Genomic DNA, 14509 nt, shown 5'->3' with positions numbered 1-14509 from the left:
AATTTTTGCTGCGATTAAACGCTCCTCATTTGCCTATATTAAATTATTTACACATTTTTAACCGAAATTTAATAGGAACGATGGCGGATCTTGAAACACTAATTGAAACAGGCAACAGACAGGATATCTTTGATTTTTTATCTGAAAACCCCAGCCTCGCTCTTAAAGATACCAGTCATGGTATATCTCCTATTTTGTTAGCCTGCTATTATAAAAAACCTCAGATCGCTGCATTAATAGCTAATTTTGCCAAACAGATTAATCTGTTTGAAGCCGCTGCGCTTGGCAAATTTGAAGAAACAGCTTTTTTAACAGAACGGAACCCCGCATCGGTAAATAACTTTTCTAAAGACGGTTTTACAGCACTTGGTCTGGCTACTTATTTTGGCCATGAAGAGATCACAAAGCTGCTGATCGCAAGAGGTGCCGATGTAAATATACCTGCTAATAATGGCTATAATGTTTTCCCAATACACTCTGCCGTTGCTGCCGGAAATCGCGCCATTACCAAAATGTTAATCAATGCCGGCGCAAATGTAAATGTCATGCAACAGGCAGGATTCACCCCGCTTCATGCAGCTGCACAATTGGGCGATGTTGAGCTGATTATATTATTGCTTGAAAACGAAGCAGAAGTAGATGTAAAAATGGAAGGCGGCAAATCACCCTCAGATTTAGCTATGGAAAAAGGCTTTCTGGAAATTGCCGAAATTCTGAAAGTTTAACTACACATCCCAGATCCGCATTCTGATCTTTTTAATATAATGCCGTACATCTAACACCAAAGCTGCCAATATATAAAAGACAATTGGAAAGCCTACAGCCAGAAATGATGCATAAATAAAAAAAAGCCTGATCTTACTAATAGAGATATTTAAACGCTCTGCAAGGTATGTACATACACCAAAACTCTGCTTTTCAAAAAAGGTAACCACCTGCTGGAACATGTTATTTTCTTAAGATTTTGATTCCTACAGCACAATTTAAACATTTTTTTTGATTGCAATAGCATTTATTTAATTGCAATAAGCCCTGAGAGGTAAAAGCATTTCCAATTTTAACACCTGCATAACGGTACTGATTTACAACCTCATTGTGTTCCGCAGGTAGCTTCTCCAGGAAATCAAGTGCTCTATCCATTAAATCTGGCTGATCAGTATATTTCCCATAACAAAATAAAAAAAGACAAACAGAATTGATGATCACATTATCGATAGATGCAGCGCCGGGCTGTACAACAACTTCCTTCGTCTTTTTATTAAAATGATAATGTGTTTGCCAATATTCATTTACCGGAAGCTCATTAAAAAGCACATACAAATCCGATAACGTATAAGCCGTTAATACCTTTGAAAAAAGCTGATTTGATTTTAAAATAAGTGCAGAAAACTGCGCTAGTCTAACCGTGGGGAAATTCTGCGGCCGCATTCTTAGAAACTTCCACAAACTACGACTCATTGGTTTTAAATGATATTTCTTTTTCAAAAAACCATATTCTGCTTGTAATTCTAAAGGATATGCCTCAAGAAACTCCTGTTCTAAAAATCCTGCCTGTCCAAACAAAAGTGCTTCAATTTGAAGTGCAGAATCTTTATGCTTCAAAAGAATATGTTGGGGTAAAATCGCAGTAAGTAAATCAAAAGGAACTGCATTTACTTTGAAGCCAAAGTTTCTCGCTATAAAACAATAAAAAGTCTGTTCCCAGTCTCCCTGGTTAACATTGAGTTTTTGAAACACCTCTTCCGACTTTTGCTGCAAACGCTCTACGACAAGCCTCGATAAAAAGGTATTCACAATAAACGAATCCAAATGTCCAATATGCTTTTCACAAGGAAAATAATTCACAGTAGTAAGCAGTTCCTTATAATTCACCAGTAATTGGTCTGAAAAAAGACCTTGAAGAACCAGAACAGGAACAATACTCCCATTGGTACGGCGAATCGGTTGATCATGCTGATAAACAACATGCAAAATGACACCGTCATAAAAACTATCATGCTGATGACCATGAAGCAGCCAGTCTGATGATTTAAGATGAATCTCGACATGACCAATCCAGGTTGTTTTATCAATAATCAATTTTGCACCACTAAAATCCGGACCGGCATGTTTATTTGAAATCCCAGGGTTTACTACACGCAGTTCTTCACCATCCGCACAAATCAATCTGGCCGAATTAAACAGTCTGAACCTCCAGATAAAGTGTAAAAAGTCCTCGTTAAAATTCATTCCTGTGAATTTAACGCAAAGTGACTAACTACTCCACAAATCAGAGGGTTTGTTTTTTCCCTTTATAGTTGGTAATAAATACACCAATAATAATCAGCACTGTAGCAATAAGGATATCTACTGTTATAATTTCATCTAAAATGAGCCAGCCAAGAAATATAGCAATTACCGTATTGAAATAACTGAGCATGGAAACTTCCGTAGCGCTCACCTTTTTTAAAGCATAATGGTAACAGAAAAAGGCCACGACAGAACCAAAGATAGCCAGATAAGCGACAGCGAACATGCTATTCAAACTCCAATTGGATACGTTTCTATCTGCGGAGAACATAAAAGCAAGCACAAACTGGACTATAGCTGAAAAAGCAAACTGGTAAAAGAGATCAAGAAAGATGTGATCAGATTTCTGATTGTTCTTTTTAATATAAATTGTTCCAACTGTCCAACCTGTAACCGCAAAACACAAAAACATGATACCCGTTTTATAATTAGGATCCAACAATTCATTAAGTCCTTCTCTAAAAATAAAAGCTACACCTAAAAATCCAATAATTACACCCAAAAAACCTTTAATATTTGGTTTTTGCAGACCAATCCCCACACTAGCCAAAAAAACAAAAATTGGTGTTAATGCATTTAAAAGCGATGTTAAACCACTCGGAATGGTTTGTTCTGCAACGGTGGTCATACCATTGGCCACAACGATCATTAAGGAAGACAAAATCATTTGCCTTCTCAAGTAAGGCCAGCCCTGCCAGCTCAGCTCATTTTTGCGCAACAAAATAATTAACAATATGATCGAAGCGATAGTCTGTCTGAATGCAGCAACAAACCAGGGAGGTATGGTCTCTACTGCTACTCTGATGCCAAGGTAAGTCGTACCCCATATTAAAGCCACCCCTACCAAGGCAAAGATTAGCTTTAAATCTATTTTTTTGATCATACCAAATTAGCGGCAGCTAAAATATGCTCCATTTCCTGCTGCAACTTTAAAGCTTCCTCACGGGCCTTTTCAGCAAAATCTTCTCCGTTACTGGCGTAAATAATGCCGCGTGCCGAGTTTACCAGCAAACCACATTCACTGTTCAATCCATATTGACATACGTCTGCCAGACTTCCCCCTTGTGCCCCTACTCCAGGAACCAATAAGAAATTGTCAGGCGCCAGTCTTCTTATATTTTCAAATTCAGCCCCCCTTGTCGCACCAACCACGTACATCAGTTGTTCACTATCCGCCCATTGCGAAGAAATCCGGATAACTTCTTCATAAAGCTTACCTTCTGGCGTCTGATGAAGTTGAAAATCACTGTGTCCTGCATTAGAAGTTAAAGCTAACAGGATAACCCATTTATCTGCGTAGTTTAAAAATGGGCCTACTGAATCTTTCCCCATATAAGGCGCAACAGTAATTGCATCAAAACTCATTCCCGACTTTTCTTTATTAAAAAAAGCATCAGCATACATAGCCGAAGTGTTCCCGATATCACCTCTTTTCGCATCAGCAATTGTAAAGATCTCTTGTGGGATATACTCCCAGGTTTTGATCAGGCTCTCCCAACCTTTCAATCCCATTGATTCGAAGAAAGCAGTATTGGGTTTATATGCAACACATAGATCTTTGGTTGCATCAATGATTTGTTTATTGAACTCTAATACCGGATTATCATACTTGAACAGATGCTTGGGAATATTCTCCATTACGGGATCAAGGCCAACACATAAAAAAGATTTTTTACTTTTAATTTGTTCAAATAGTTGCTTCTTATTCATCTGGGGGTAATTTTTGCTTGCAAAGATGCCAAATTTCATGATGATTTAAGGCCCTTTCTAAAACTTTTAATTCAAAAAATTGTAAACATTTTCAATTTTTTCTTGGAGAATAGATTTCAAATACATACAATTGCACCATAATTCTCTAAAGCTTATCTGACCATTCCAGAAAATCTCATAAAATTTTGTTCAACAACGCCTTTTATAATTGCATTTTTTGCTTTGTTCAATTGGTTCCCTTGTGTGTTATCACATTAAAAAAACAACATGGTAGCTAAACAATCGATGAACTTAAATTTAGTTAATTATGAAATTACCTTATTAAAAAAATTCTCTACATCCATATAAATGTTTAATAAAACAGAATTAAATGAAAAACTCACTGCAGAACTGCGTGAGATAGCAAAAACTCAAGGCATTCTAAATGCGGATGAATTGCGTAAAGCTGAACTTGTTGAAATTATTGCCCAAATAACAGAACAACAAGCCGAGGCAGAGCCTGCTCCTAAAGCAGCCCCCGTAAAAGCTACAAAAACTAAAGTAGCAAAGGATACAGCTTCAAAAAACACTGCTGTTAAGGATACTGAACCCGTTGCTACCGCTCTGGTAGAAGAGGAAGTAATAAAGCCTGACCCAGTTGTTAAAGAGCGCCCGGCAAAAACACACGTTGCGAAAGCAGCACCTGCTGAAGACAGTAACAAAGATGCACAGGGTGACAAACCTTCACGAAAAAGGATTCGCATCGCACCAAAGGAAACGGAAGAAAAAACACAAAGACCATTTAACAGAGCTTCTTTGTTTGATCCGCAGCCAATGGCTACTGAAAGCTACAAACAGGAAACACCCCCTGAGGCAGAAACTATCATAAAAACGGCAACACCTGTAGCAGAATCTTCTGCAACAGTAACAACACCAGCACCAGAAGCCAGAACCGGAGTACCTGCGGGCAATGACCACAATAAAAAACAAAGACCTTTAGATAACAGACCTAAAAACCAAAATCAAGGTAATAGCGGTCAGCATAAGCAAAACGAGAATAGTTATTCTAATCTTGATTTCGACAATACCATCACCAACGAAGGTGTACTTGAAATTATGCCCGACGGATATGGTTTCTTAAGGTCTGCCGACTATAATTACCTTTCTTCACCTGATGATATTTATGTATCACAGTCACAAATCAAATTGTTTGGCTTAAAAACAGGTGATACTGTTAAAGGTAGCATCCGCCCACCGAAAGAAGGTGAAAAGTATTTTCCATTGGTTAGAGTAGAAACCATCAACGGACGTTTACCTGCTGATGTAAGGGATCGTGTACCGTTTGATTACCTGACCCCTCTTTTCCCAACAGAAAGATTGAACCTGTTTACAGAAACCAATAATTATTCAACTCGTATCATCGACTTATTTACCCCTATAGGTAAAGGTCAGCGTGGTTTAATTGTTGCCCAGCCTAAAACAGGTAAAACCAATTTATTAAAAGAGGTTGCCAATGCTATTGCTAAAAACCACCCTGAAGTTTATCTGATTATCTTATTAATTGATGAACGTCCTGAGGAGGTTACTGATATGGCAAGAAGTGTAAGAGCTGAAGTAATTGCTTCAACTTTTGATGAGCCAGCAGAACGTCACGTTAAAATTGCCAACATTGTACTTGAAAAAGCGAAACGTTTGGTTGAATGTGGACATGATGTAGTTATCCTTCTGGACTCTATTACCAGACTTGCAAGAGCGTACAACACTACTGCTCCAGCATCGGGAAAAATATTATCAGGTGGTGTGGATGCCAATGCATTACATAAACCTAAACGTTTCTTTGGTGCTGCACGTAACATTGAAAAAGGTGGTTCATTAACCATTTTAGCTACAGCATTAACAGATACCGGATCTAAAATGGATGAGGTGATCTTCGAAGAATTTAAAGGAACCGGTAACATGGAGCTTCAGTTAGATCGTAAATTATCTAACAAACGCATCTTCCCAGCTATTGATATTACAGCTTCAAGTACACGTAGAGATGATCTGTTACACGACAGAGATACGTTACAACGCGTATGGATCTTACGTAACCACCTGGCAGACATGAACGCTCAGGAAGCCATGGAGTTTGTTCAGGCTCAGATAAAAGGAACAAAATCCAATGAAGAGTTCTTAATTTCAATGAATAGCTAGTTTTAGTATAAAGATAAAAAACAAGGAGCAAGGATTAAAGACTTTGGGCGTTTAGCCCTTTCTCTTTACGCTTTGCTCCTTAATTATTAATCTTTAATCCTTGTTCCTTAATCCTGATATGAAAAGACACATTCCAAACGCAATTACCTGTGCCAACCTTTTTTCGGGTTGTATCGGTATTGTTTATGCTTTTAACGGTGCGCTTGAAACAGCCGCTTACTTTGTATTGCTTTCTGGTATTTTCGATTTCTTTGACGGTTTTGTAGCCAGGTTACTAAATGTAAAATCTGACATTGGAAAAGAGCTGGACTCTTTGGCGGATGTAGTAAGTTTTGGTTTTTTACCAGGAATGGTGATGTTTCAATTGTTAAGTCAAAGTGACTTCTCTTCTCCTTACCTGCCTTATTTCGGATTTATCATCACGGTATTTTCTGCCTTGAGGCTAGCCAAATTTAACATTGACACCAGGCAAACTGAAGATTTTATAGGGCTAAACACGCCAATGAATACGCTTTTCATTGTATCATTGCCTTTTATACAAAAAGACTATCCTTCACTTATTGGCTCTGCCCCACTATTAATTGCTCTAATAGTATTATTGAGTTGGTTGTTGATCAGTGAAATAAGGATTTTCTCACTTAAATTCAATTCCACGAGCTGGGCAAAGAACAAGATCAAGTATATTTTCCTTATTTTATCTGTATTCCTTGTAGCGATCTTAAAGTTTGCCGCTGTCCCTTTAATTCTTATACTGTATATCAGTCTGTCACTTATTCATTTCAGACAAATAAAAGAATAACTTACAGTTGTTTTTCGAGATCGGCTTTAGCCTCATCAAGCTGGGCATACAAAACATTAACAAAAGAGCTAATTTGCTGAAATGCGACAGGCAGTTCTTCTATGTTTTTAAGATCTCTGGCATTGTTTTCCATCATTTGCATATGCTCTTTTGCGTCTTCACGACCTACATAAGCAAATGTTGGTTTAATCTTATGGGCACAGTTAGACACCCTAGGCCAATCCTTGTCCTCTATTGCCTTCTCCAGGTCGGTAATATACAATGGAGTCTGGAGTTTAAACATGTCTATCATTTCTATGATAAATTCAGCGCTATCCCCAGACATATCCCTTAAATAAGACAAATCTAAGGGCTCGTTATTTTTTTGTAAGTTTATCATCATAGACAAAACTAATGAAATTAAATTTTTGTTACTGACAAATTATCATTTAATCTTTCTAATATTTCCGATATCTTTAACTGAAGCACTGGATGCACGAATTTTGAAGCAATTTCTGCAAGCGGTTCCAATACAAATTTTCTGTATTGCATCTGTGGGTGTGGAATTTGTAACCTATCGCCCATATCTACAACCCTATCACCGTAAAATATAACATCGATATCAATTAACCGTTCACCCCATTTTTCGTATCGCACCCTACCCAACTCAGACTCTATTTGCAAAGCAGTCTCCAATACTTCCAGCGGACTCATGATTGTGGTAACTCCCACTGCTACATTTAAAAATGAAGGCTGATCTTCTTTACCCCAGGCTGCGGTTTCGTAAAATGAAGAAGTACTAAAAACATCACCAATACGGAATGCGACCTCCCTTAACCCGGCATTTATCAATTCATCCCTATCTCCTAAATTACTTCCTAGTAACAAATAAACATTTTCACTATCCAATTCCATATAAAGCCCAATTTACAAGGTAAACTCATTATCGTTTACTTATCTTTACAAAATAAATATTTACCTGGCACATGAGAGAATTTTTTAAATATGTTTTTGCAACAGTTGTAGGAGTAGTCATTTCGCTCGTGCTGTTTTTAGTGTTTTTCGTCGTACTTATCGTGGGAATTGTAAAATCCTCACTCAACGAGGACAAAGTTAGTGTAAGTAATAATTCGGTTCTCTTTCTTAACCTGGATCAGACCATCACCGAGCGAACAATGGAAGATCCTTTTTCTAAACTACCAGTTGTTGGCTCAGAAGTCAATAAAAGCATCGGCTTTAATGATGTCATCCGCGCCCTTCGTGAAGCAAAAACAGACGAAAATATCAAATGCGTTTACCTTAGTGTAAGTTCGCCACAAGCTGGCTTTGCCACTATGCGCGAAATCAGGGACGCATTGATCGACTTTAAAACCAGCAAAAAGAAAATAATAGCTTATAGTGAAGTGTATACCCAGGGTGCTTATTACCTGGCTTCCGTTGCGGATAAAGTATATTTAAATCCCGAAGGTGCACTGGAGTTTAAAGGCATGAAGTCTCAAACCATGTTCTTTAAAGGTGCGCTTGACAAATTAGGTATTGAAGCACAAATCGTAAGAGTAGGAAACTATAAAAGTGCTGTCGAACCATTCTTCACAGATAAAATGAGTGATAAAAACCGGGAACAGGTAACTATCTATTTAAACGGATTATACGAAACTTTTCTGGATGGAATTGCCGCAAGCAGAAATATCAGTGCACCGGTTTTACATCAGATTGCTGATGATTATAAAATTCAGGAACCTATTGATGCTGTCGCCTATAAAATGGTAGATGCCCTGAAATACAAAGACGAAATTATCGAAGAATTAAAATCACTAAGTGGGAAAGACAAAAAGAGTAATTTGTCTACTATTACTATAAACGAATATGCCCGCAATGTGGCGACCGACCAGAATAAATCTGCGAAAAATAAAGTAGCTGTAATTTACGCCAATGGTGATATTACTGGAGGTGAAGGTTCTGATGAACAGATTGGTTCTGAACGTATTTCCAGAGCAATTAGAAAGGCGCGTTTAGACAGCAGTATCAAAGCCATAGTTTTGAGGGTAAATTCGCCTGGAGGTAGCGCACTAGCTTCCGATGTAATCTGGAGAGAAATTGTATTGAGCAAAAAGATTAAACCGGTAATTGCTTCTTTTGGTGATGTAGCCGCCTCCGGTGGATATTACATAGCCTGCGCTGCCGACTCCATTTTTGTACAGCCCAATACCATCACCGGATCTATAGGTGTATTTGGTGTCATCCCTAACCTTAAGAAATTATATAATGAAAAACTGGGAATCACATTTGATGGTGTTAAAACCGGGAAATATGCGGACATCATGAGTACAGACCGTCCAATGACCGACGGAGAACGTTTAATCGTGCAAAATGATGTAAATCGTGTATACGACAGTTTTATTACCCGCGTAGCTGATGGGCGTAAACGTACAAAAGCATACGTCGACAGCATTGCAGGCGGACGGGTCTGGGTAGGTACCGATGCCGTTAAAATTGGTTTGGCCGATAGAACCGCCAACTTTAACCAGGCGATAGCTGCTGCTGCAAAAAAAGCAAACGTCAAAGAATATAGTGTAGTTGAATATCCTGAAATGCTTGACCCTTTCAAATCATTAATGGAAAACACCACCGAAAAGGTTAAAACCTATTATACCAAACAAGAACTTGGTGCCAACTACATCATTTATCAGCAAATAAAATCAGCGATATCCAGATCTGGCATACAAACCAGAATGCCTTTTGAAATTAAAATCCAATAAAAAATCATTTTCTTAATGGAAAATAAAACTATTGCCCGCACTTTACGCCTGCTTTCTCAATTGATGGAACTCCACAATGAGAACCCTTTTAAAATCAAATCAGTGGCCAACGCCGCTTTTAAAGTTGATAAGTTACCGTATGCAGTTCAGGGCAAGACTCTGGAAGAAATAGCCCAGATTGATGGGCTTGGCAAAAGCATATCAGCAAAAGTATGGGAGCTTTTAGAAACCGGATCAATGGCCGAACTGGACGCTATACTTGCCGAAACCCCTGAAGGTATCGTAGAAATGCTGGGAATTAAAGGCATTGGTCCAAAAAAGATCGTTGTCATCTGGAAAGAACTAGGCATCGAGAACATAGGCGAACTTTATTATGCCTGCAATGAAAACAGGTTAATTGAAGCTAAAGGATTCGGACTGAAAACACAGGAAGAGATCAAAAAAATCATCGAGTTCAAAATGGCAGCACAGGGCAAATTCCTGTATGCGCAAACTGAAGCATCAGTTAACAAATTACATGCAGATCTTTCGGTTTGGCTAAATACAATTACTGGCGCTCCATTATTGGGCATAGGTGGAGAATATCGTCGCTGTTTAGAAATCATTGAAGAAATTAAACTGATCATTGGCGCAGACAGTCCTGAAGAAATACAGACTAAAATAACCACTTTTAAACCACTGGTTTTTGAGCAACAGGAAGAACACAATTACCTGGCGACTACCGAATCGGGATTAAAAGTAAAACTTCAGGTGGTTTTGAAAAGTGATTTTTATCTGAACTGGTTTAAGCTAACAGGCAATGAGCAGCATGTAAATGAGGTACTCGCATTATCCGGCCTGGGTCCTTTCTCTTCAGAATATGAGCTATATGAAAAAGCTGGTTTGGCATATATTGAACCTGAATTAAGGGAAGGCTTAAATGAAATTGAACTGGCAAAAGCCAATACGTTGCCTCAGCTCATCACCTACCAGGATTTAAAAGGCTCTTTACATAACCATTCAACCTGGAGTGATGGTGTACATACACTGGAAGAAATGGCGATATTCTGCAAGGAGAACTTAAAATTAGAATACCTTGGGATGTGCGACCACTCCAAATCTGCTTTTTATGCAAATGGTCTGAATGAGCAACGCATCTATGCCCAGCACCAGGAAATCGATGCATTAAATGCTAAGCTAGCTCCCTTCCGTATTTTTAAAGGTATAGAAAGTGATATTTTATATGATGGATCCCTGGATTATAGTGATGACATCCTCAAAACATTTGATTTCGTTGTCGCTTCTGTTCACAGTATTTTACGTATGGACGAGGAAAAAGCCACATCAAGGTTAATCACCGCTATTGAAAATCCTTACACCACCATCCTGGGCCACCCTACCGGCAGACTCTTGTTAAGCAGAAAAGGTTACCCGATTGATTACGTTAAAGTAATAGATGCCTGTGCAGCAAACAATGTAGTGATAGAGATCAATGCAAACCCGCTAAGGTTAGACCTTGACTGGCGTTGGCATCGCTATGCGCTTGAAAAGGGCGTATTACTTTCTATAAATCCAGATGCACACAGAAAGGAAGGCTTCCACGACATGCATTACGGTGTGTTAATTGGCAGAAAGGGCGGCTTAACAGCGAAACAATGTTTAAATAGTTTCACATTACAAGATATCTCCCAATACTTCAACAATAAAAAATAGTTATCCTTACCTTTGAACCATGATTAGTAAGCTTTGCAATAAAATATTCGGAGAGGCGATTAATGATTATCACATCCACAATAATATAGAACAGCCCATTCAAAATCCATACCGCATCAGTTCAATTGAACACCTGCTGTATTTAAAATGCTGGATAGATACCGTACAATGGCACATGGAAGATGTAGTGCGCAACCCGGAAATTAATCCGGTTGAAGGATTACAATGGAAACGACGCATTGACACTTCCAATCAGGAACGGACGGATGTGGTTGAATATATTGATAGCTATTTTTTGGAGGAATATAAAAATATTCAACCAAAACCAAATGCAAAAATCAATTCAGAAAGTCCTGCCTGGGTAATTGACAGACTCTCTATCCTTGCATTAAAGGTTTACCACATGCGCGAGGAAACTTTACGGACTGATGCAACGGAAGAACATAAAACGTTGTGTACACAAAAACTTAACATCCTGTTAAACCAACAAACCGATCTTTCTAATAGCTTAGATGAATTGTTACAGGATATTGAAAATGGTGATAAGTATATGAAGGTTTACAAACAGATGAAAATGTACAATGACCCGAGTCTGAACCCTGTGCTTTACAACACAAATAATGAATGACCTACAAAAATAAAATATTGGTAATTCGTTTCTCAGCAATGGGAGATGTAGCCATGACTGCCCCGGTGTTAAAAGAATTTATACGGGAGTATCCGGATACAGAATTACTGGTGGTCAGCCGCTCATTATTTAAGCCTTTCTTTAACGACATTCCAAACCTGAGCTTCCATGCGCTTGAGCCAAAAGGCAAGCATAAAGGTTTTTTGGGGTTGATTAAGCTTTTCAGGGAGCTTAAAAAAGAAAAAGTGACTGCTGTGGCTGACCTCCACAACAATCTTAGGAGTAAAATTGTATCATGCTTTTTTTCCCTTGCCGGAGTGAAAACAGCAACACTGGATAAAGGTAGAAAAGAAAAGGCCGCGTTAACATGTAAGGAAAACAAGCTTTTAAAACCATTAAAGTCTACGGTAAACCGCTATGCGGATGTATTTAAAGAACTAGGCTTCCCTTTTGTCTTAAAAAACACCTTAGAAAAGCCTGTTCCCGCCCAACTCCAAAAAGAGACTTTCTCTTTCGTTCCAGTCCCTAAAACAAAAAAATGGATTGGTGTAAGTCCATTTGCGCAGCATCAGCAAAAAGTTTATCCTTTGCCAAAAATGGAAACAGTATTACTGTCGCTGGCAGAAGCCGGACATCAGCTTTTTATATTTGGAGGATCCGAAGCCGAAGAACATATTGCTGCCCAATGGGAAAAGAAACACGATAATATTCTGTCGGTAGTAAAAAAGGTGAAACTGGATGACGAACTAAAGCTCATTTCCAATCTGGATGTGATGCTAAGCATGGACTCATCAGGCATGCACCTCGCTTCTTTAAAAAATATCCCGGTCGTATCTGTATGGGGTGCCACACATCCCTATGCCGGTTTTTTAGGCTATGGTCAATCTATAAACGATGCAGCACAAATCGATTTGTATTGCAGACCATGCTCCATATATGGCAATGTTCCCTGCTACAGAGGCGACTTTGCTTGTATGAACAATTTATCTGAATCAGTTGTTATAAATAGTGTACTCAAAAAACTCGGAAATGACTAAAAAACTGCTATTAGTTAGACATGGTAAATCAGAATGGGGCAACGCCCATCTCGCAGATTTTGACAGACCTTTAAACCCTAGGGGGCATAGAAACGCACCTGAAATGGCAGCCAGGTTATTGCAAAAAGACCTTGTTCCGCAACTGATAGTAAGTAGTCCCGCACTAAGGGCCATTACCACTGCCCGGCACTTTGTGCAGGCATGGAAAAAATCACCCGAACAAATCAAAGAAATACCTTCGATTTATGAAGCAAATGTAACTGCCTTGCTAAAAGTAATTAATGACTTTAACAATAAGTACGATTACATCGCTGTCTTTGGACACAATCCAGGTTTTACAGATCTTTCTAATTACTTAAGTGACGCGGATATTTATAATATTCCGACCTGTGGAACCGTGTTGATAGAATTTGATATCGACGATTGGGGACTGGTAAGCCACCATACCGGTAAGCTCATCCAGTTCGATTATCCAAAAAGTCTGAATGACGATTAAAAGTGCAGGTGTTTAACCGTAAGTCCGTTATTAATTAACTGCTTCAATGAATCTATCCCTATTTTAAGGTGTGTTTCCACATATTTTGAGGTAACATTGCTATCGCTCTCTGTCGTTTTTACGCCCTCCGGTATCATCGGTTGATCAGAGACCAACAACAAGGCTCCCGTTGGAATTTTATTGGCAAAACCTGTGGTAAAAATCGTAGCCGTTTCCATATCTACCGCCATGGCCCTTAAAGTTTTCAAATACTTTTTGAATGTTTTATCATGCTCCCATACCCTACGGTTGGTCGTATAACAGGTACCCGTCCAATAATCTCTTGAATGATCGCGTATGGTGGTTGATATTGCTTTCTGCAAAGCAAAGGCTGGTAAAGCTGGTACTTCCGGCGGCAAATAGTCATTAGAAGTCCCCTCTCCCCTTATCGCCGCTATGGGCAGTATCAGGTCACCCAACTGATTTTTCTTCTTTAAGCCGCCGCATTTACCTAAAAACAACACTGCTTTTGGAGTTACTGCAGTAAGCAGATCCATCATTGTCGCAGCCAGCGGACTTCCCATTCCGAAATTTATAATGGTGATACCATTAGCTGTTACACTTTGCATGGGCTTATCAAGTCCCATTATTGGTGCATTATCATTCCACTCCGAAAACATCTGCACATACTTACTGAAGTTCGTTAACAATATATAATGACCAAACTCTTCCAACGGACGACCTGTATACCGGGGCAACCAGTTTTTTACAATTTCAGCCTTCGATTTCAAACCTTTCCTTACTGGCGATTCAACTTCTTTAACTTTCTTTTTTTTCCCTGAAGCAAGATCCTCTTTTTTAACATCTTTTTCTTCGTTCATATTACTTCCTTTTTAATCTAATCCAATCGTCTTTAATTTAAGCCAATATTCGTCGTGCAAAACCAGTCATCCATGAGGCGCTCGTCAT

At 38.8% G+C, this 14509-nt stretch carries 15 protein-coding genes; 8 read left to right on the top strand and 7 right to left on the bottom strand.

From position 1 onward, the window contains the following. The first annotated feature begins 80 nt into the window (after positions 1 to 80). Positions 81 to 725: an ankyrin repeat domain-containing protein gene (locus R2Q84_RS20070; protein ID WP_316818386.1), complete on the top strand. Its 645-nt coding sequence runs from the start codon at positions 81 to 83 to the stop codon at positions 723 to 725. On the opposite strand, the gene R2Q84_RS20065 is transcribed toward R2Q84_RS20070, so the two are convergent. Genes R2Q84_RS20065 through pyrF form a run of 4 tightly spaced genes read right to left on the bottom strand, consistent with a single transcriptional unit; the run spans position 726 to position 3999 of the window. Then, positions 726 to 947: a PspC domain-containing protein gene (locus R2Q84_RS20065; RefSeq protein ID WP_316818385.1), complete on the bottom strand. Its 222-nt coding sequence runs from the start codon at positions 945 to 947 to the stop codon at positions 726 to 728. 1 nt (position 948) lies between these two features. Then, positions 949 to 2229 carry a DUF2851 family protein gene (locus R2Q84_RS20060; protein ID WP_316818384.1) on the bottom strand — a complete coding sequence of 427 codons (1281 nt, stop codon included), beginning with the start codon at positions 2227 to 2229 and terminating at the stop codon, positions 949 to 951. A 40-nt stretch (positions 2230 to 2269) separates the two neighbouring features. Next, the gene (locus tag R2Q84_RS20055; protein WP_316818383.1) at positions 2270 to 3172 is read right to left on the bottom strand and encodes a DMT family transporter; all 903 of its coding nucleotides are present in this window, start codon (positions 3170 to 3172) and stop codon (positions 2270 to 2272) included. After that, complete coding sequence (pyrF, locus tag R2Q84_RS20050; RefSeq protein WP_316818382.1) at positions 3169 to 3999, bottom strand: orotidine-5'-phosphate decarboxylase; 831 nt, start codon at positions 3997 to 3999, stop codon at positions 3169 to 3171. The genes R2Q84_RS20055 and pyrF overlap by 4 nt, the downstream gene beginning before the upstream one ends. A 348-nt stretch (positions 4000 to 4347) precedes the next feature. On the opposite strand from pyrF, the gene rho reads away from it, so the two are divergent. Continuing rightward, complete coding sequence (gene rho, locus R2Q84_RS20045; RefSeq protein WP_316818381.1) at positions 4348 to 6171, top strand: transcription termination factor Rho; 1824 nt, start codon at positions 4348 to 4350, stop codon at positions 6169 to 6171. A 118-nt stretch (positions 6172 to 6289) separates the two neighbouring features. After that, positions 6290 to 6970 (top strand): CDP-diacylglycerol--serine O-phosphatidyltransferase, encoded by a 681-nt coding sequence (pssA, locus tag R2Q84_RS20040; protein WP_316818380.1) that lies wholly within the window; start codon positions 6290 to 6292, stop codon positions 6968 to 6970. A 1-nt stretch (position 6971) separates the two neighbouring features. On the opposite strand, the gene R2Q84_RS20035 is transcribed toward pssA, so the two are convergent. After that, positions 6972 to 7352, bottom strand: a complete 381-nt coding sequence (locus tag R2Q84_RS20035) for an Hpt domain-containing protein (RefSeq protein ID WP_316818379.1) — start codon at positions 7350 to 7352, stop codon at positions 6972 to 6974. Between the two features lie 17 nt (positions 7353 to 7369). After that, positions 7370 to 7864 (bottom strand): 2-amino-4-hydroxy-6-hydroxymethyldihydropteridine diphosphokinase, encoded by a 495-nt coding sequence (gene folK, locus R2Q84_RS20030; RefSeq protein ID WP_316818378.1) that lies wholly within the window; start codon positions 7862 to 7864, stop codon positions 7370 to 7372. 71 nt (positions 7865 to 7935) lie between these two features. Between folK and sppA the strand changes: the two genes are divergently transcribed. The 5 genes from sppA to R2Q84_RS20005 are packed head-to-tail and all read left to right on the top strand — an operon-like array spanning position 7936 to position 13561. After that, the gene (gene sppA, locus R2Q84_RS20025; RefSeq protein WP_316818377.1) at positions 7936 to 9708 is read left to right on the top strand and encodes a signal peptide peptidase SppA; all 1773 of its coding nucleotides are present in this window, start codon (positions 7936 to 7938) and stop codon (positions 9706 to 9708) included. A gap of 15 nt (positions 9709 to 9723) precedes the next feature. Beyond that, positions 9724 to 11400: a helix-hairpin-helix domain-containing protein gene (locus R2Q84_RS20020; RefSeq protein ID WP_316818376.1), complete on the top strand. Its 1677-nt coding sequence runs from the start codon at positions 9724 to 9726 to the stop codon at positions 11398 to 11400. Positions 11401 to 11419: 19 nt separating this feature from the next. Further along, entirely contained in the window at positions 11420 to 12028 is a 609-nt protein-coding gene (locus R2Q84_RS20015; RefSeq protein ID WP_316818375.1) for a DUF4254 domain-containing protein, read from the top strand. Then, a complete protein-coding gene (locus tag R2Q84_RS20010) occupies positions 12025 to 13065 on the top strand; it encodes a glycosyltransferase family 9 protein (RefSeq protein WP_316818374.1) in 1041 nt (346 codons plus the stop codon). Before R2Q84_RS20015 ends, R2Q84_RS20010 begins: the two co-directional genes overlap by 4 nt. After that, positions 13058 to 13561: a SixA phosphatase family protein gene (locus R2Q84_RS20005; protein ID WP_316818373.1), complete on the top strand. Its 504-nt coding sequence runs from the start codon at positions 13058 to 13060 to the stop codon at positions 13559 to 13561. The genes R2Q84_RS20010 and R2Q84_RS20005 overlap by 8 nt, the downstream gene beginning before the upstream one ends. Here R2Q84_RS20005 and R2Q84_RS20000 read toward each other — a convergent pair. Beyond that, positions 13558 to 14421, bottom strand: coding sequence for an AMP nucleosidase (locus R2Q84_RS20000; protein WP_316818372.1), 864 nt, complete (start codon positions 14419 to 14421; stop codon positions 13558 to 13560). The genes R2Q84_RS20005 and R2Q84_RS20000 overlap by 4 nt on opposite strands. Positions 14422 to 14509 lie beyond the last annotated feature (88 nt).

The organism is Pedobacter nyackensis (genome assembly GCF_032678475.1).
Lineage (GTDB): Bacteria > Bacteroidota > Bacteroidia > Sphingobacteriales > Sphingobacteriaceae > Pedobacter > Pedobacter nyackensis_A.
This window is presented reverse-complemented; position numbering and strand designations above follow the sequence as displayed.